Raw genomic sequence first — 17,260 nt, 5'->3', positions numbered from 1 at the left:
GAGAAAAAGTATTTAGTACGATGTCACTTTCCAGTTCAGGGTTTGTCCCGCGAGGAATGGCACAACAGATTCGTTACCTAAAGCAATTTCTTCCGGCTGCGTCACCGGCGTGCGCGTCAGTTCGATGAAATCTTCATTGAGCGGCAAACCATAGAAACGCGGACCATTAAGGGAGCAGAATGCTTCGAAATGCTGTAGCGCATTCATCTCTTCAAAGACGGTGGCATAAGCGGACAGCGCGAGTGGTGCATTAAAGCAACCAGCACAGCCACAGCTCGATTCTTTACGGTCTTTAGTGTGTGGCGCGGAATCTGTGCCCAGGAAGAAACGGTCAGCACCGCTGGCGATGACTTCACGCAGTGCTTCCTGATGAACGTTGCGTTTAAGAATCGGCAGACAGAACAGATGCGGACGAACTCCGCCTACCAGCATATGGTTGCGGTTAAACATCAGATGCTGTGGCGTAATGGTTGCGCCCAGATATTGATTACCGGAAAGAACATACTGAGCCGCTTCTTTGGTTGTGATGTGCTCGAAGACAATTTTCAGCTCAGGGAACTGACGGCGAACCGGATCCATCACTTCATCGATGAAACGAGCTTCCCGATCAAAAATATCAACATGGCTGTGAGTGACTTCGCCGTGGATAAGCAAAGGCATGCCGATTTTTTGCATACGCTCGAGCACAGGATAAATCGTTTTGACATCCGTAACCCCATGCTGGGAGTTGGTGGTCGCATTGGCCGGATACAGTTTTGCCGCAGTGAAAACACCTTGCTCGAACCCGCGGGCAATTTCTTCCGGATCCAGAGAATCGGTCAGATAGCAGGTCATCAGCGGGGTGAATTTATGCCCGGAAGGCAGCGCGGCCATAATACGTTCACGATAGGCGATTGCCGCAGCGACAGTCGTTACAGGTGGCGTCAGGTTTGGCATGACAATCGCGCGACCAAAGACTTCACTGGTGAAAGGTAACACCGTGCTGAGCATTTCGTCATCACGAAGGTGAATATGCCAGTCATCTGGGCGGCGGATTTTCAAAACTTGCGGTGTTGCGGTCATCAGGCAAAACTCCGGCATTGAGAGACAAGATGTTGGGATCAGGTGCGGTAATGGGAGCATTAACGGCGGGGAACAAGAATAAGCGTAAAACCGTTGTGTTGCATCTGTTAAATAAAGTTCGTATTGAAATCAATGTATCGAAAGGTTCATAGTGGAGGGAGATTTTAGTCACCGTGCTTCATGGTGTGTGCCTGAAGCACGACAAAATAACGGGAGAACCATTATGGAAATCAGAGTTGTTGCCACAATTGTCGCGAAAAAAGAATTCAGGGCAAAAGTGACAGAAGCATTGCTTGACGTAATTGAGCCAAGTCGGCAGGAAGTGGGTTGCCTGCAATATGAGCTGCATCAGGATCTGGATAACGACGGCACTTTTGTTTTCTATGAGCGCTGGGCATCAGAAGATGCGTTGAACCAGCACAACAAGACCGAGCATTTTCAGCATTTCGCCAGAAGCCTGGAAGGGAAACTTGAGGAACTGACGATCCGTCGTCTGAAAAGTCTGGCCTGATTTTCATGGGGCAGCTAACTCGCCAATAAAAAAACCCGCCGAGGCGGGTTTTTAGTTTTGTGACACTGTCAGCTCAGCGGAATTACTCTGCTGGCATTTCCGGCTTAGTGGCAGGAGCCGTGGCAGTAGTTACTGCAGCATGGCCACCGGCAGAACCTTTGCCATCAAAGTTGAACTCAGGGCGAACCCAGTCACTTTGACGCGCGGGTTCAGGCACATAGCTAGGTGCTGGTGCTTTCGTCATAGGCGCTGTCGCGAAATGCTTGAAGCGAGGTGCAACAACCGCAGCTTCAGTCACTGCCGGAGCTTGCGCAACGGGGGCAGCCTCCACGGCAGGTTTTACTTCCGCAACCGGTTCTGCTTTCTCTTCCACTTTCACTTCAGGTTCTGCGACTGGCGCAGGTGCCTGAAGTTCAGGTTCAGCAAGCACGGCTGTCGGTTCAACGACGGCTGGCTCGTGCGCTTCCGGTGCCACTTCGACAACAGGCGTTTCTTCAACAGGTTCAGCTGTTGCAGGCTCAACCAATACAGGTTCGTCAGCAACAGGCTGTGCCGCTTCTGCAGGTGCAGCATCTGTAGCATCTGTAGCTGCTTCTTGCTGAGCAGCTTCAACTACTGTTTCTGACTGAGCTACTGGCTGAGGTGCAACCTCTGCAGCTTCAGAAATGACCGGCGTATTCGCCTGGGCAATCTCAACTTGCTGAGTCAGCACTTCAGGTGCTTCTGTTTCAGTGTTCTGCTGCTCATGGGACTGATATTCAGAAGACTGATATTCAGAAGATTGAGCCACCGGATAGGTGATCCAAACTTTGCCAGACGCCATTTCCGGAGAAACGAACGCACCTGCCATTGGCATTGGCGACTGAGTCGGGTAACGCTCGTCACGGTAACGACGACGACGCTGTCCGCTGACACGCAAGTGACGCGGAGAACGACGTGAACGACGCGGCATTCCATTTTCACGGGCGTTGTCATTCTGATTGTCTTCGTTGTCCGCTGTGTTTGCCGGTTCGGCATCAGAAGATTCTTGCGCAACCACGGCTGGCGCTGGTGCTGCCGGACGAGTGCCGGTGATCAGCAACTGAGCCGCAGCTTCTTCTTCATGATCAACTTCTTCAGATTCGAAGCGGATTTTCTGATTCAGCTGGCGACGCTGACGGCGCTGTGCTGGCTGACGGTCTTCCTGTTCAGTTTCATCAGTAACAACCGGTGCAACAACAACTTGCTCAACAGCAACCGCATCCTGAATTTTCTCTTCAGTTTGTGGTTTACGTTTGTCTTCAGAACGGCGACGCGAACGCTCACGACGAGGTTGTTGCTGCTGTTCTTCGCGAGCAGCAGTTTCAACTTCTTCGTTACGGGTTTCAGTAACAACCGGTTCCTGATTACGACGGCCACGACGCTGATCATCACGTTGTTCGCGATTATTTTCGCGGTTATCACGGCCTTCGCCACGATTATCACGATTGTTATCACGACCTTCGCCACGCTCACCACGATTACCGCGGTCATTGCGCTCGCCACGTTCACCGTTACGCTCACGGCGTCCGCCCTGACGGCGCTGGTTGCGGCGTTCGTTATTACGACGGTTTTCGGTTTCAGTTGCTTCCGTAGTCTCTTTTGGTGTTTCAACAGGTTTAACTTCCTGTTGTGGCTCCGGTGCGAACAAGCTCTTCAACCCGCTTAGCAGACGGCTGACAAAACCGGATTTTTCAACAACAGGCGCTGCCGGAGCATTCACTGTGGCTGTTCTGGTTTTGACAGGTTCTTCAGGCACAGCAGCCTGCTCGAAGCTGGAAGGAGGTGCTTCGCTTTGCAGCGCGAATGCAGCCAGTGCCGGTTGCTCAGGACGACGACGTTCAGCCGGCAACTCTTCAGAAGGTTGCAGCATTTCTGCTTCGTGGATCTGAGGCAGCAAGTAGCTCAGTGCAGAGATTTCTTCACCTTTACGTACACGCAGAACGTGGTAGTGCGGAGTTTGCATCTGATCGTTAGGTACGATCACTGCACGCACGCCACCCTGACGTTTTTCGATGGCATTCACCGATTCACGTTTTTCGTTCAGCAGGTAAGAAGCGATTGGCACCGGAACGATGGCATGCACTTCTTTGGTGTTTTCTTTCAGCGCTTCTTCTTCAATCAGACGCAGAATCGACAGTGACAGAGATTCGTTGTCACGGACGGTACCGGTACCTGCACAACGCGGGCAAATATGGTGCGTTGATTCACCCAGTGAAGGGCTCAGACGCTGACGGGACATTTCCAGTAAGCCGAAACGGGAAATACGACCAATCTGGATGCGGGCGCGGTCCTGACGAACGGCGTCACGCAGACGGTTTTCCACTTCGCGCTGATGGCGAACTGGCGTCATATCGATGAAGTCGATAACGATCAGGCCACCCAGGTCACGCAGGCGTAACTGGCGGGCAATTTCGTCAGCCGCTTCAAGGTTAGTGTTGAATGCAGTTTCTTCGATATCGCCACCGCGGGTTGCACGCGCGGAGTTGATGTCGATAGCGGTCAACGCTTCAGTGCTGTCGATAACAATCGAGCCGCCGGAAGGCAGACGGACTTCACGCTGGAAAGCGGATTCGATTTGCGATTCGATCTGGTAGTGACTGAACAGCGGAATTTCACCGACGTACGGTTTAATTTTGCTGCTGAAATCAGGACGGCCCAGAGCGGCGATATGCTCTTTTGCCAGGTCGAGGATTTTCGGGTTATCGATAAGGATTTCGCCGATATCCGGACGCAGATAGTCACGGAATGCACGAACGATAACGTTACTTTCCTGATGGATCAGGAATGGGGCAGGGCGGCCTTCAGCAGCTTTCTTGATAGCATCCCAATGTTTGAGACGGAAAGTCAGGTCCCATTGCAGGGCTTCTGCGGATTTGCCGACACCGGCAGTACGCACAATAAGACCCATTCCATCAGGCAGTTGCAGAGAAGACAGCGCTTCTTTCAGTTCAGTACGGTCATCACCTTCAATCCGGCGGGAAATTCCCCCAGCGCGTGGATTATTAGGCATCAGAACCAGATAGCTACCGGCCAGACTGATAAACGTCGTCAGTGCTGCGCCTTTATTTCCACGTTCTTCTTTATCGACCTGAACGATAACTTCCTGACCTTCGCGCAACACATCTTTGATGTTTGGGCGGCCGTGGGAAGAATAGTTGCTAGGGAAATATTCACGGGAAATTTCTTTCAGAGGGAGGAAACCGTGTCGTTCTGCGCCGTAATCTACGAATGCCGCTTCCAGACTAGGTTCAATGCGGGTGATTTTACCTTTGTAAATGTTCGCTTTTTTCTGCTCATGGCCCGGACTTTCAATATCCAAATCATACAGCCGCTGTCCATCTACAAGGGCAACGCGCAACTCTTCTTGCTGAGTCGCGTTAATCAACATTCTTTTCATCGTAACTTACTCATTATTATTCCATTATTGACAGAGCTGCGGGCAAAATGACCTCATGACCGGGTAAACCGTTGGCCCCGAGTCTTCTCGCAAATCGTCAACCTCACGGTTGTCGCTTGCATAGGGGCGCATTATTTCGGTAAGTCTGCTTTTGCTGTATTAAAGACACCAGCGTTATGAAAGCAGCACTTTTATTAGGGGAATAGCTTCTGAATTTAGGTTAACAGATCTCATTCCGTATGCCGGCCAAGCTGCAACCCGCAGCCCGCTAATTGCTTGATTTCACATTACGTCTTACGCCATTGCTGCGTTTTTGCGCGATCAGGCAAATCTATAATTCCTGCGTTTTCCCTAACTTAAGAGAAACAACGCCGAAAGTAGTTTCATTATTCCATTGCAGGCACTGTGATAGCAAGGTGACTTTTCCCATGCGGGTAAGATATTTACCTCAATGAGAGATGTGCCGCATTGTCTGAACTTTCGCTTTCTGTAAAAACAAGGGGTATAGAAGGGTTTTCCTCAGCAGTTACTGGTAAAGTAAGAGTTAAGCACATAAAAATCAGTGGCGCGAACCGTGCCGGATATTTAGAATCTCGAGCCATGAAAACTGAGAATCCAACTGTACAATTAATCCCCATCTCCGAAGACGAAGCCGGTCAGCGCATCGACAACTTCTTACTTAAAATCCTAAAGGGTGTGCCGAAGAGCATGATCTATCGCATTGTGCGTAAAGGTGAGGTGCGGGTTAATAAGAAAAGAATTAAGCCTGAATACAAATTACTTGCCGGTGATGAAGTGCGTGTCCCGCCGGTTCGCGTGGCAGAGCGTGATGAAGCGCCGGTTTCTGCGAAGCTGGATAAAGTCGCGGCTTTAGCTGATTGCATCTTATATGAAGACGATCATTTACTGATCCTGAACAAACCTTCCGGTACTGCCGTCCACGGTGGCAGCGGTCTGAGCTTTGGCGTGATCGAAGGTCTGCGAGCCCTGCGTCCGGAAGCGCGCTTCCTTGAACTGGTTCACCGTCTTGACCGTGATACTTCCGGCGTTTTGCTGGTCGCCAAGAAGCGTTCCGCCCTGCGATCTCTGCATGAGCAATTGCGCGTTAAAAGTATGCAGAAGGATTACCTGGCGCTGGTGCGCGGTGAATGGCCTTCGCATTGCAAAGTGGTGCAGGCTCCGCTGCTGAAAAATATCCTGCAAAGCGGTGAGCGTGTTGTCAGGGTGAATGCGGAAGGAAAACCTTCTGAAACACGTTTCAAAATTGAAGAGCGTTATGAATTTGCAACGCTGGTGAAAGCCAGCCCAGTGACAGGCAGAACGCACCAGATCCGTGTGCATGCGTTGCACGCTGGTCACCCGATTGCTTTTGATGATCGTTATGGTGAGCGTGATTTCGATGCGAAACTGTCAGGAACGGGTCTGAACCGTCTTTTCCTGCATGCGGCTGCGCTACGTTTTGAACATCCGGCTAGCGGTGAAACCCTGCGCATTGAGGCTCCTATGGATGCCAAACTGCGTAACTGCCTGAAAATTTTACGCGGCAAAGCAAACGCTCGTTAAAAAGATCAGCTTATAAAGAGGCGCACTGGTTGCGCCTTTTTTTATGCCTCTCAATTAACGGCTTTCAAGCAATGGATTGATGCCGTGTTCGCGCAGTAAGGAGAGCAGGGCAATAAGTGGCAGCCCGATTAGCGTGTTTGGGTCGCGCCCCGTCAGACTGTTGAAAAGCGTAATCCCCAAACCTTCGCATTTAAAGCTACCCGCGCAGTCGTACGGCTCTTCGAGATGCAAATATCCGGTAATTTCTTCATCGGTCAATGGCCGGAAGGTGACGTCAAACGTTTCGCATAACGTCTGCGCTGTTTTTGCATCGCTGTTATAGAGACTCAGGCCGGTATAGAACGTAACCATTTTGCCGCTGGCTGCCCGCAACTGACGGAATGCATTATCGAAAGTGTGCGGCTTTCCGGTGATTTTTCCATCGATAAAGCAAACCTGATCGGAGCCAATGATCAGATGATGCGGGTAAGCAGTGGCGAGCGCGTCAGCTTTGGATTGTGCCAGTCGCTGCACCAGTTCTGCCGGATTTTCATCGGGAAAAGGGGTTTCATCAATATCGGGTGAAGCGCAGGTAAATTTCAGCCCGGTTTTCTCCAGCAAGGCTTTCCGGTAGACCGAGGTCGAGGCTAAAAGTAAATCTGGTGCAGACATAATCATAATTTTTTTTCACAAAGCGTAGCGTTATTGAATCACACATTTTAAACTGTCGTCCGCTGCGGAAGCGAATATTGGTGAAAGGTGCGGTTTTGAGGCCTTTTTCTTTGACTCTCTGTCGTTACAAAGTTAATATGCGCGCCCTATGCAAAAAGTAAAATTACCCCTGACCCTTGATGCGGTCCGCACTGCCCAGAAGCGTTTAGACTATACAGGTGTCTATACTGCAGATCAGGTTACGCGTGTTGCCCAATCAGTGGTCAGTGTGGATTCTGATATACAAACCTCATTGTCGTTTAATATCGACAATCAGCGCCTGGCTGTGATTACCGGCCACTCCGATGTTGCTGTGACTCTGGAATGCCAGAGATGCGGTAAGACGTTTGAACATCAGGTTCACACAACATATTGTTTTAGCCCTGTCCAGAATGATGAACAGGCTGAGGCATTACCGGAAGCGTACGAGCCTATCGAAGTCGATGATTTTGGCGAAGTCGATTTGCTGGCAATGATTGAAGACGAAATTATTCTTTCACTGCCTGTCGTTCCGGTACATGAATCTGAACACTGTGAAGTGTCCGACGCGGACATGGTATTTGGCAAACTGCCTGAAGAGGCGGAGAAACCTAATCCATTTGCCGTATTAGCGAGTTTAAAGAAAAGTACTTAAGGAGTAAGGTCCATGGCCGTACAACAGAATAAACCAACCCGTTCTAAACGTGGCATGCGTCGTTCACATGACGCTCTGACCACTTCCACTCTGTCTGTGGACAAGACTTCTGGTGAAACTCACCTGCGTCACCACATCACTGCCGACGGTTTCTACCGCGGTCGCAAGGTAATCGGCTGATAATTGCCTGCAACTTATTCACGTGATAAGTGCTGGCAAGGCGATACCTTGACTCGTCTAACCATCGCGTTAGATGTAATGGGCGGAGATTTCGGTCCTTCCGTCACAGTGCCTGCTTCATTGCAGGCACTGATCTCTAATTCTGAATTAGATCTTCTTCTGGTCGGCGATCCCGACGCAATCACACCTTTCTTAGCCAAAGCCGATCCTTCTATATCAGAACGAATTCGGATAATTCCTGCTGAATCAGTTATAGCCAGCGACATGCGCGCGTCGCAAGCTATACGTGCCAGTAAAGGAAGCTCAATGCGTGTGGCGTTGGAACTGATCAAAAGCGGAGATGCACAAGCGTGTGTCAGTGCCGGGAATACCGGCGCTCTGATGGGATTAGCCAAAATGGTGGTCAAGCCACTGGATGGCATTGAGCGCCCGGCGCTGATGACCGTCCTGCCCAATCAGCAACGCAGTAAAACTGTGGTGCTGGATTTGGGGGCGAACGTTGAGTGTGACAGCACAATGTTGGTCCAGTTTGCCGTGATGGGTGCAGTAATGGCGGAGCAGGTGGTGGGTATCAGTAACCCCCGCGTCGCCTTACTCAATATCGGTGAAGAGGAAAGCAAAGGGCTGGATAATATCCGCGAAGCCGCCGCTATTTTAAAAAATACCGCACTAATCAACTATATCGGCTATCTTGAAGGCAATGACCTTCTGACCGGTAAGACAGATGTGATGGTGTGTGACGGCTTCGTGGGCAATGTTACGCTCAAGACCATGGAAGGCGTAATAAGGATGTTTTTGTCACTGTTAAAATCCTCCGGTGAGGGTGGCAAGAAAGCCTGGTGGTTGAAATGGTTGGGACGGATAGTCCAGAAGAAGTTGCTAAAGCGTTTTAGCCACCTCAACCCCGACCAGTATAATGGCGCATGTTTGTTAGGATTACGGGGCATCGTTATTAAAAGCCACGGTGGAGCAAACCAGCGTGCGTTTGCTGTTGCTATCGAACAGGCTGTGCAGGCGGTGCAGCGGCAGGTCCCTCAGCGGATTGCCGCGCGCCTTGAAGCTGTATTACCCAAGAGTGACTGATCGTACATGTATACAAAAATTCTCGGTACGGGGAGCTATTTGCCCGTGCAAGTTCGGACTAATGCCGACTTAGAAAAAATGGTGGATACCTCCGACGAGTGGATTGTCACCCGCACAGGTATTCGTGAACGTCGTATCGCTGCACCGGATGAGACTGTGGCCACAATGGGCCTGCACGCAGCAGAAAAAGCACTTGAAATGGCCGGCGTCAGCGCAAGCGACGTGGGTTTGATCATTGTTGCAACAACCTCATCTTCACATGCATTCCCGAGTTCAGCCTGCCAGGTGCAGAACATGCTGGGCATCAAGGATTCTGCAGCATTCGATCTGGCCGCCGCTTGTGCAGGTTTTACATACGCACTGAGCGTTGCCGATCAATACATCAAAAACGGTGCAGTGAAATATGCACTGGTGATCGGCTCTGATGTGTTGTCGCGTAAACTCGATCCTGAAGATCGCGGTACGGTCATTCTGTTCGGTGATGGCGCGGGCGCAGTATTGCTGGGCGCTTCAGAAGAGCAGGGCATCATTTCTACGCATATGCATGCGGATGGTCATTACGGCAACCTGCTAACGCTGGCCTACCCAAGCCAGACTGAGCCGGAAAAACCTGCTTATGTCACCATGGCGGGTAATGAAGTCTTCAAAGTCGCTGTGACTGAACTGGCGCACATTGTTGATGAAACACTGACCGCAAATAATCTCGACCGTACTGCACTCGACTGGCTGGTTCCGCATCAGGCGAACCTGCGCATTATCAGTGCGACAGCGAAAAAGCTGGGTATGGGAATGGACAAAGTCGTGGTTACGCTCGATCGTCATGGCAATACCTCTGCGGCCTCTGTGCCTGCAGCATTTGACGAAGCAGTGCGTGACGGCAGAATTCAGCGCGGGCAATTAGTGTTGCTCGAAGCATTTGGCGGTGGCTTTACCTGGGGCTCGGCGCTGGTACGTTTTTGATTTAACAGGATGATAAAAATGACAAAAATTGCAGTTGTTTTCCCTGGTCAGGGTTCTCAGACGCTCGGTATGCTGGCTGATCTAGCCGCTGCGCATCCGGTGGTTGAAGAAACATTTGCCGAAGCTTCTTCGGCGCTGGGATATGATTTATGGCAGCTGGTGCAACAGGGGCCTGCTGAAGAACTGAATAAAACCTGGCAGACACAGCCTGCGTTGCTGGCCGCTTCCGTCGCTATCTGGCGTGTATGGCAGCAGCAGAACGGCGCTCAGCCTGTTCTGATGGCGGGTCATAGCCTGGGTGAATACTCTGCTCTGGTTTGTGCCGGTGTGCTGGATTTCAAACAGGCGATTTCACTGGTTGAACTGCGCGGCAAACTGATGCAGGAAGCGGTTCCGGCGGGTACTGGCGCGATGTACGCCATTATCGGTCTGGACAACGACGCGATTGCCAAAGCCTGTGAAGAGTCAGCTCAGGGTCAGGTTGTCTCTCCGGTTAACTTTAACTCGCCAGGTCAGGTTGTGATCGCGGGTAACAAAGAAGCGGTAGAACGCGCCGGTGCGGCCTGTAAAGAAGCAGGTGCAAAACGCGCTCTGCCACTGCCAGTCAGCGTGCCATCGCATTGTGCTCTGATGAAGCCTGCTGCGGATAAACTTGCCGTTGCACTGGAAAATGTCACATTCAGCGCACCTCAGTATTCCGTGGTGAACAACGTTGATGTGAAAATTGAAACGTCTCCTGAAGCCATCCGCAGTGCGCTGGTACGCCAGCTGTACAGCCCGGTGCGCTGGACTGAGTCTGTCGAATTTATGGCAGCACAGGGCGTTGAGCAGCTTTTAGAAGTGGGGCCGGGTAAAGTATTGACCGGTCTGACAAAACGTATTGTTGACACCCTGACGGCGGCCGCTGTGAATGACACGGCAAGTCTGGCAGCGGCGTTAGAGCAGTAATAAGAGGATGAGTATGACCTTCGAAGGCAAAATTGCACTTGTTACTGGTGCCAGTCGTGGTATTGGCCGCGCTATTGCAGAGAAACTGGTAGCAGGCGGCGCGAAAGTGATCGGCACAGCGACCAGCGAGAAAGGTGCTGAAGCGATCAGCGAATATTTAGGCGAAAATGGCAAAGGTATTATGCTCAATGTGGTTGATTCTGCATCTATTGAGCAAGTATTGGCGACAATTCGAGCTGAATTTGGCGAAATTGATATTTTAGTTAATAATGCCGGCATTACCCGTGATAACCTTCTCATGCGTATGAAGGATGATGAGTGGCAGGATATCCTGGATACGAATCTGACTTCTGTGTTTCGGCTTTCAAAAGCTGTCATGCGAGCTATGATGAAGAAACGGTGTGGACGGATTATTACAATTGGTTCCGTTGTTGGCACCATGGGTAACGCAGGGCAGGCGAACTACGCGGCGGCTAAAGCTGGCTTGATTGGTTTTAGTAAGTCTTTGGCACGTGAAGTTGCTTCACGTGGCATTACTGTCAACGTCGTCGCTCCCGGCTTTATTGAGACGGATATGACAAGGGCGTTGACAGATGATCAACGCGCAGGCATTTTGTCATCAGTTCCAGCCAACCGGTTGGGCGATGCCAAAGAAATTGCCAGCGCCGTTGCTTTTTTAGCCTCTGACGAGGCCGGCTATATCACGGGTGAAACATTACATGTCAATGGCGGCATGTATATGATTTAAAAATTACGAAATTATTTGCGTTTTTTGCGGTAAAAACCGCAAAATAGAGCAAATTCGTGGTTTGACCAGCCTGGATTTAGTTGCATCTTTTTCAACATTTTATACACTACGAAAACCATCGCGAAAGCGAGTTTTGATAGGAAATTTAAGAGTATGAGCACTATCGAAGAACGCGTTAAGAAAATCATCGTTGAACAGCTGGGTGTTAAACAGGAAGAAGTAGTGAATGCTGCATCTTTCGTAGACGACCTTGGCGCTGATTCTCTCGACACCGTTGAGCTGGTTATGGCTCTGGAAGAAGAGTTTGATACCGAGATCCCTGACGAAGAAGCTGAAAAAATCACTACTGTTCAGGCAGCAATTGATTTTATCAACGCTAGCCAACAGTAAGCGTACATGCTTTAAGTTTAGATAGTTAGGCGGTCATTTGACCGCCTAAGTTTTTTATATCCCACGGTATTACTACTTTTTTCCCTCCCTGGAGGACACACGTGTCTAAGCGTCGAGTTGTAGTGACTGGACTGGGCATGCTGTCTCCTGTCGGCAATACTGTAGAGTCCACTTGGAACGCTCTCCTTGCCGGTCAGAGTGGCATCAGCCTGATCGACCATTTTGATACTAGTGCCTATGCAACGCGTTTTGCTGGCTTAGTAAAAGATTTTAACTGTGAAGACTACATCCCGCGTAAAGATGCCCGCAAGATGGACGCCTTTATTCAGTATGGTATTACTGCCGGTATTCAGGCGATGCAAGACTCCGGGCTTGAAGTGACTGCTGAGAACGCGACACGCATTGGTGCGGCGATCGGTTCTGGCATCGGCGGACTTGGTCTGATTGAAGAAAACCATACGTCATTGGTTAACGGCGGACCTCGCAAAATTAGTCCTTTTTTCGTTCCATCAACCATCGTTAACATGATTGCCGGTCATCTGAGTATCATGTTCGGGTTGCGTGGGCCGAGTATTTCTATTGCTACAGCCTGTACTTCTGGTGTGCATAATATTGGTCATGCAGCACGTATCATCGCCTATAACGATGCTGACGTGATGCTGGCAGGCGGCGCAGAAAAAGCCAGCACCCCGCTGGGTGTCGGTGGTTTCGGTGCAGCACGCGCGCTATCCACGCGCAACGATAATCCGCAGGCCGCAAGCCGCCCGTGGGATAAAGATCGTGATGGTTTCGTACTCGGTGACGGTGCCGGAATTATGGTGCTGGAAGAGTACGAACATGCCCGCAAACGCGGTGCAAAAATTTATGCTGAAATCGTCGGCTTTGGTATGAGCAGCGATGCTTACCATATGACCTCTCCACCGGAAGACGGTGCAGGTGCCGCGCTGGCGATGGAAAACGCGTTGCGTGATGCAGGCATTTCTGCGTCGCAAATTGGCTATATCAACGCGCACGGGACTTCTACCCCTGCGGGTGACAAAGCCGAAGCGCAGGCGGTTAAATCTGTCTTTGGTGCGGATTCTCACAAAGTGCTGGTCAGTTCAACCAAGTCTATGACCGGCCACCTGTTAGGTGCGGCGGGGGCGGTGGAGTCTATCTTCACTTTACTCGCGCTGCGTGATCAGGCCGTTCCACCGACCCTGAATCTGGACAATCCAGACGAAGGGTGCGATCTGGACTTTGTACCGCACGAAGCGCGTCAGGTGAAAGACATGCAATATTCACTGTGCAACTCCTTCGGATTCGGTGGAACTAACGGTTCCCTGGTATTCCGCAAGATGTGATTGCGACGGTGTATTATTGAGAAAGGCCCGTTAATCGGGCCTTTTTGCTGTCTGAATAAAAGCATTTGCTATGCGGTAAAGTGGAATCAAACGGCAGCTCAACGGAAAGAGTCTTCCCGCCATTTCAGCCTGCCGGTACGATAAAGTAAGAATGCTCCACTTGCTGCCAGAGGCCTGCTCACGCAGTCTCAGCGGTCGGAGAACGCTAACCCTGAAGTCAGGAGGAAGTAACCATGTGGATTAACGGTGCGGCGGCGACAACATTGCCAGCGGCAGACCGGTCTGTGCAATTTGGCGACGGTTGCTTCACTACGGCCAGGGTGTTGCGCGGTGAAATCCAGCTTCTTCCAGAGCACATTGCGCGGATGCAGCGCGCGGTGTCTGTTTTGCATATTGATGGCGTGAACTGGGCAGCTTTAGAACGCGAAATGATTCAGGCCGCAGGGCAACAGGAAGAGGCTGTCGTTAAAGCCGTTGTGACACGCGGGCAGGGTGGACGAGGCTACAGTTCGGCAGGATGCTCTGAACCGACCCGGATTGTATCTGTGTCCGCTTATCCGGCACATTATCACGCGTTACGGCAGCCCGGTGTAAAACTCGCCCTGAGCCCGGTGACGTTGAGCAAAAATCCGCTGCTGGCGGGCATAAAACACCTCAACCGTCTTGAGCAGGTGATGATCCGCCTGCATCTTGACCAGACGGACGCCCACGAGGCTCTGGTGGTTGACACCTCAGGTTGCCTGGTGGAATGCTGTGCGGCTAATTTATTCTGGCGGAAGGGGAATCAGGTATTTACACCGGATTTATCACTGTCGGGCGTGGATGGCGTTATGCGTCAGCACATTATCCGGCTCATTGAAAACTCGTCGCCCTGGGCGTTGTACATTGTCAGTGAACCCGCCGAGGTATTGTTTGATGCCGATGAGGTGCTGATTTGTAATGCGCTGATGCCGGTTTTACCCGTGGCACAGGCGTGCGGATGGCATTACTCATCCCGAGATTTGTACAATTTTTTGCTCCAGAACTGTTAAAAAAGTGAATAAACAATGACAAACAAAAAGACCAAAATCTTCGCCATTATTGTCCTGATCCTTGCAGGACTGGCGACGTTTGCCTACCAGAAAGTGAAACAGTTTGCGGACCGCCCGATCAATGTCAGCAGTGAAACGATCTTCACCCTGCCTGCCGGTACCGGGCGTGTGGTTCTGGAAACGCTGCTCATCGACAAGAACCTGATGAAGCCCAATCCGTGGTTCCCATGGTTATTACGTTTAGAGCCCGAACTGAGTGAGTTTAAAGCCGGTACCTACCGTCTGGAAAAAGGCATGACCGTTCGCCAGATGCTGGAGCTGCTGAAAAGTGGCAAAGAAGCCCAATTTAGTATTCGTTTTGTCGAGGGCTTTAAGCTCAGCGACTGGATGAAGGTTTTAGATACTTCAGAGTATCTCAGGCATGAACTTAGCGGCAAAAGCGGTGAAGAGATCGCCGCGGCCTTAGGCATGGCCGATACCAAAAATGCCGAAGGCTGGTTGTATCCCGATACTTACCATTACACTGCGGGCATGACGGATTTATCTCTGCTCAAACGCGCCCATGTGCGCATGGAAAAAACCGTTGCGGATATCTGGAAAGACCGCGCTGATTCGCTGCCGTATAAAACGCCTGAAGACATGGTCACTATGGCGTCGATTATTGAAAAAGAAACTGCCGTGAAAGATGAGCGTCCTGAAGTGGCGTCTGTGTTCATCAATCGTCTGCGGATCGGCATGCGTCTGCAAACAGACCCGACCGTCATCTATGGTATGGGTGATAAATACACCGGTAATATCACGAAGAAAGATTTAGAAACGCCGACCCCTTACAATACTTATGTGATTACCGGCCTGCCGCCTTCACCGATTGCGATGCCGAGCGAAGCCTCACTTCAGGCTGCGGCACATCCCGCAAAAACGCCGTATCTTTATTTTGTCGCTGACGGCAAAGGCGGGCATACTTTCAGCACTAACCTTGAGAACCACAACAAGGCGGTTCGTGTGTATATAGAGGCTCTTAAGAACAAGAATGAAAAGTAACTTCATTGTGATTGAAGGCCTGGAAGGGGCGGGGAAAACCACTGCTCATAACGTGGTGGTGGATGCATTGCGCCAGCACGGCGTAGAAGAAATTGTGTTTACCCGTGAGCCGGGCGGTACGCCGCTGGCGGAGAAATTACGCGATTTATTTAAGCGTGGCGTAGATGGCGAAAAACCGACGGTCAAAGCCGAAGTGCTGATGCTTTACGCTGCCCGTGTCCAGCTGGTTGAGACGGTGATTTTACCCGCTCTTGCGCGTGGCGCATGGGTGGTGGGTGACCGACACGATCTCTCCTCACAAGCTTATCAGGGCGGCGGACGTGGGATTGATGCCAAACTAATGACCTCATTGCGCGATATCGTTCTGGGGGATTTCCGCCCTGATCTGACGTTGTATCTGGATTTACCTCCGGCCATTGGCCTGCAACGTGCCCGTGCGCGTGGTGAACTGGATCGTATCGAGCAGGAAGCCTTGCCTTTCTTTGAACGTACGCGCGCCCGTTATCTGGAGCTTGCCGCCGCTGACAGCCGCATTAAAACCATTGATGCCTCGCAGACTATTGAAGAAGTGAAGTCATCGATCGAACAGACACTGAAAAACTGGTTTGACGAGCAGGCAACCCGGGAGCATTCATGAACTGGTATCCGTGGCTCAGCGCCCCTTATCGCCAGCTGACAGGGCAATATCTGACAGGCCGCGGGCATCATGCGGTGCTGATGCATGCCGCTGCGGGGATTGGGGATGAGGCGCTGGTATATGGTCTGAGCCGCTGGCTGCTGTGCCAGCACAAGGATGGCGAAAAGAGTTGTGGTTCATGCCACAGCTGTCAGCTGATGATTGCCGGCAACCATCCTGACTGGCATATCCTGCAACCTGAAAAAGGCAAAAACTCGCTGGGCATTGATCCGGTGCGTCAGCTCATCGAAACGCTCTACAATTATTCCCAACAGGGCGGCTCGAAAGTTGTCTGGATCCCGCAAACGGAATTGCTGACTGAAGCTGCAGCGAACGCCTTGCTGAAAACGCTGGAAGAACCCCCGGCGGGCACCTATTTCCTGCTCGGATGCCGCGAACCTTCGGCGTTACTGGCAACGATCCGCAGCCGCTGTTTTTACTGGCATCTGCCGGTGCCGGAAGAAGCGCTGGCGGTGCAGTGGATCAACCGTCAGCTCAGTGCTGATCCTGTCTCGATCAAAACCGCATTGCGTCTGACCAACGGTGCGCCGTTGTCAGCCATTGAACTGTTGCAGCCGGAACGCTGGAAGCAACGCGTGGCATTATGCCAGCAGCTTTATACGCAATGTCAGCAACAGGATATGCTTTCCCTGTTGCCGCAGCTTAATCATGATGATGCACCGGAACGTCTGTACTGGCTGGCGACGTTACTTCTTGATGCCATTAAATGGCAGCAACAGGCGGGGCAGTTCATCATCAACCACGATCAGCAGCCGTTAATTGCGTTGCTCGCCGGTGCGCAGTCCAGTTTGGCTTTACAGCAATCGGTGAGTGCCTGGATGCATTGCCGCCATCAGCTGCTTTCTATCGTCGGTGTTAACCGTGAGTTACTGCTGACCGAACAACTTCTTGAGTGGGAAAAGATGCTTCAGGGCACAGTTTCTGCGTCGATTTTCAGTTCCGCGCTTTCCCGCTGAACCCC

General features: G+C 51.3%; 17 protein-coding genes. 14 read left to right on the top strand and 3 right to left on the bottom strand.

The genetic code is table 11. The features are described from left to right. Positions 1 to 12: 12 nt before the first annotated feature. On the bottom strand, positions 13 to 1,062 hold the full coding sequence (pyrC, locus tag UC15_RS22715) for a dihydroorotase (RefSeq protein WP_112291147.1): 1,050 nt from the start codon (positions 1,060 to 1,062) through the stop codon (positions 13 to 15). 223 nt (positions 1,063 to 1,285) lie between these two features. Between pyrC and UC15_RS22710 the strand changes: the two genes are divergently transcribed. Further along, entirely contained in the window at positions 1,286 to 1,573 is a 288-nt protein-coding gene (locus tag UC15_RS22710; RefSeq protein ID WP_112291145.1) for a putative quinol monooxygenase, read from the top strand. 82 nt (positions 1,574 to 1,655) lie between these two features. On the opposite strand, the gene rne is transcribed toward UC15_RS22710, so the two are convergent. Continuing rightward, positions 1,656 to 4,991, bottom strand: a complete 3,336-nt coding sequence (gene rne, locus UC15_RS22705; RefSeq protein WP_112291144.1) for a ribonuclease E — start codon at positions 4,989 to 4,991, stop codon at positions 1,656 to 1,658. A 600-nt stretch (positions 4,992 to 5,591) separates the two neighbouring features. Between rne and rluC the strand changes: the two genes are divergently transcribed. Further along, complete coding sequence (gene rluC, locus UC15_RS22695; RefSeq protein WP_112291142.1) at positions 5,592 to 6,554, top strand: 23S rRNA pseudouridine(955/2504/2580) synthase RluC; 963 nt, start codon at positions 5,592 to 5,594, stop codon at positions 6,552 to 6,554. A 54-nt stretch (positions 6,555 to 6,608) separates the two neighbouring features. Here rluC and UC15_RS22690 read toward each other — a convergent pair whose 3' ends face one another. After that, positions 6,609 to 7,205 (bottom strand): nucleoside triphosphate pyrophosphatase, encoded by a 597-nt coding sequence (locus UC15_RS22690; protein ID WP_112291235.1) that lies wholly within the window; start codon positions 7,203 to 7,205, stop codon positions 6,609 to 6,611. Between the two features lie 148 nt (positions 7,206 to 7,353). Between UC15_RS22690 and yceD the strand changes: the two genes are divergently transcribed. The 12 genes from yceD (at position 7,354) to holB (ending at position 17,255) form a co-directional block, all read left to right on the top strand. Next, entirely contained in the window at positions 7,354 to 7,878 is a 525-nt protein-coding gene (gene yceD / locus UC15_RS22685) for a 23S rRNA accumulation protein YceD (protein WP_112291141.1), read from the top strand. 12 nt (positions 7,879 to 7,890) lie between these two features. After that, positions 7,891 to 8,058: a 50S ribosomal protein L32 gene (gene rpmF / locus UC15_RS22680; protein ID WP_013576249.1), complete on the top strand. Its 168-nt coding sequence runs from the start codon at positions 7,891 to 7,893 to the stop codon at positions 8,056 to 8,058. 48 nt (positions 8,059 to 8,106) lie between these two features. Beyond that, the gene (plsX, locus tag UC15_RS22675) at positions 8,107 to 9,141 is read left to right on the top strand and encodes a phosphate acyltransferase PlsX (RefSeq protein ID WP_112291139.1); all 1,035 of its coding nucleotides are present in this window, start codon (positions 8,107 to 8,109) and stop codon (positions 9,139 to 9,141) included. A gap of 6 nt (positions 9,142 to 9,147) precedes the next feature. Beyond that, positions 9,148 to 10,101: a beta-ketoacyl-ACP synthase III gene (locus UC15_RS22670; protein WP_112291138.1), complete on the top strand. Its 954-nt coding sequence runs from the start codon at positions 9,148 to 9,150 to the stop codon at positions 10,099 to 10,101. Between the two features lie 18 nt (positions 10,102 to 10,119). After that, positions 10,120 to 11,049 carry an ACP S-malonyltransferase gene (fabD, locus tag UC15_RS22665; protein WP_112291136.1) on the top strand — a complete coding sequence of 310 codons (930 nt, stop codon included), beginning with the start codon at positions 10,120 to 10,122 and terminating at the stop codon, positions 11,047 to 11,049. Positions 11,050 to 11,062: 13 nt separating this feature from the next. Then, entirely contained in the window at positions 11,063 to 11,797 is a 735-nt protein-coding gene (gene fabG, locus UC15_RS22660; RefSeq protein WP_112291135.1) for a 3-oxoacyl-ACP reductase FabG, read from the top strand. Positions 11,798 to 11,950: 153 nt separating this feature from the next. Beyond that, positions 11,951 to 12,187 (top strand): acyl carrier protein, encoded by a 237-nt coding sequence (gene acpP, locus UC15_RS22655; protein WP_015690190.1) that lies wholly within the window; start codon positions 11,951 to 11,953, stop codon positions 12,185 to 12,187. Positions 12,188 to 12,288: 101 nt separating this feature from the next. After that, on the top strand, positions 12,289 to 13,530 hold the full coding sequence (gene fabF, locus UC15_RS22650) for a beta-ketoacyl-ACP synthase II (protein WP_112291134.1): 1,242 nt from the start codon (positions 12,289 to 12,291) through the stop codon (positions 13,528 to 13,530). A gap of 233 nt (positions 13,531 to 13,763) precedes the next feature. Then, complete coding sequence (pabC, locus tag UC15_RS22645; RefSeq protein WP_112291133.1) at positions 13,764 to 14,561, top strand: aminodeoxychorismate lyase; 798 nt, start codon at positions 13,764 to 13,766, stop codon at positions 14,559 to 14,561. A gap of 15 nt (positions 14,562 to 14,576) precedes the next feature. Continuing rightward, positions 14,577 to 15,602 carry an endolytic transglycosylase MltG gene (gene mltG / locus UC15_RS22640; protein ID WP_112291132.1) on the top strand — a complete coding sequence of 342 codons (1,026 nt, stop codon included), beginning with the start codon at positions 14,577 to 14,579 and terminating at the stop codon, positions 15,600 to 15,602. Continuing rightward, positions 15,592 to 16,239 (top strand): dTMP kinase, encoded by a 648-nt coding sequence (gene tmk, locus UC15_RS22635; protein ID WP_112291130.1) that lies wholly within the window; start codon positions 15,592 to 15,594, stop codon positions 16,237 to 16,239. The genes mltG and tmk overlap by 11 nt, the downstream gene beginning before the upstream one ends. Beyond that, positions 16,236 to 17,255 (top strand): DNA polymerase III subunit delta', encoded by a 1,020-nt coding sequence (holB, locus tag UC15_RS22630; RefSeq protein ID WP_112291129.1) that lies wholly within the window; start codon positions 16,236 to 16,238, stop codon positions 17,253 to 17,255. The genes tmk and holB overlap by 4 nt, the downstream gene beginning before the upstream one ends. Positions 17,256 to 17,260: the final 5 nt, after the last annotated feature.

The organism is Rahnella sp. AN3-3W3 (genome assembly GCF_003263545.1).
Classification (GTDB): Bacteria; Pseudomonadota; Gammaproteobacteria; order Enterobacterales; family Enterobacteriaceae; genus Rahnella; species Rahnella variigena.
This window is presented reverse-complemented; position numbering and strand designations above follow the sequence as displayed.

Coding starts and splice junctions, on each gene's coding strand:
- pyrC (WP_112291147.1), bottom strand. CDS start 1,062: ATGACCGCAACACCGCAAGTTTTGAAAATCCGCCGCCCAGATGACTGG.
- UC15_RS22710 (WP_112291145.1), top strand. CDS start 1,286: ATGGAAATCAGAGTTGTTGCCACAATTGTCGCGAAAAAAGAATTCAGG.
- rne (WP_112291144.1), bottom strand. CDS start 4,991: ATGAAAAGAATGTTGATTAACGCGACTCAGCAAGAAGAGTTGCGCGTT.
- rluC (WP_112291142.1), top strand. CDS start 5,592: ATGAAAACTGAGAATCCAACTGTACAATTAATCCCCATCTCCGAAGAC.
- UC15_RS22690 (WP_112291235.1), bottom strand. CDS start 7,205: ATGTCTGCACCAGATTTACTTTTAGCCTCGACCTCGGTCTACCGGAAA.
- yceD (WP_112291141.1), top strand. CDS start 7,354: ATGCAAAAAGTAAAATTACCCCTGACCCTTGATGCGGTCCGCACTGCC.
- rpmF (WP_013576249.1), top strand. CDS start 7,891: ATGGCCGTACAACAGAATAAACCAACCCGTTCTAAACGTGGCATGCGT.
- UC15_RS22670 (WP_112291138.1), top strand. CDS start 9,148: ATGTATACAAAAATTCTCGGTACGGGGAGCTATTTGCCCGTGCAAGTT.
- fabD (WP_112291136.1), top strand. CDS start 10,120: ATGACAAAAATTGCAGTTGTTTTCCCTGGTCAGGGTTCTCAGACGCTC.
- fabG (WP_112291135.1), top strand. CDS start 11,063: ATGACCTTCGAAGGCAAAATTGCACTTGTTACTGGTGCCAGTCGTGGT.
- acpP (WP_015690190.1), top strand. CDS start 11,951: ATGAGCACTATCGAAGAACGCGTTAAGAAAATCATCGTTGAACAGCTG.
- pabC (WP_112291133.1), top strand. CDS start 13,764: ATGTGGATTAACGGTGCGGCGGCGACAACATTGCCAGCGGCAGACCGG.
- mltG (WP_112291132.1), top strand. CDS start 14,577: ATGACAAACAAAAAGACCAAAATCTTCGCCATTATTGTCCTGATCCTT.
- tmk (WP_112291130.1), top strand. CDS start 15,592: ATGAAAAGTAACTTCATTGTGATTGAAGGCCTGGAAGGGGCGGGGAAA.
- holB (WP_112291129.1), top strand. CDS start 16,236: ATGAACTGGTATCCGTGGCTCAGCGCCCCTTATCGCCAGCTGACAGGG.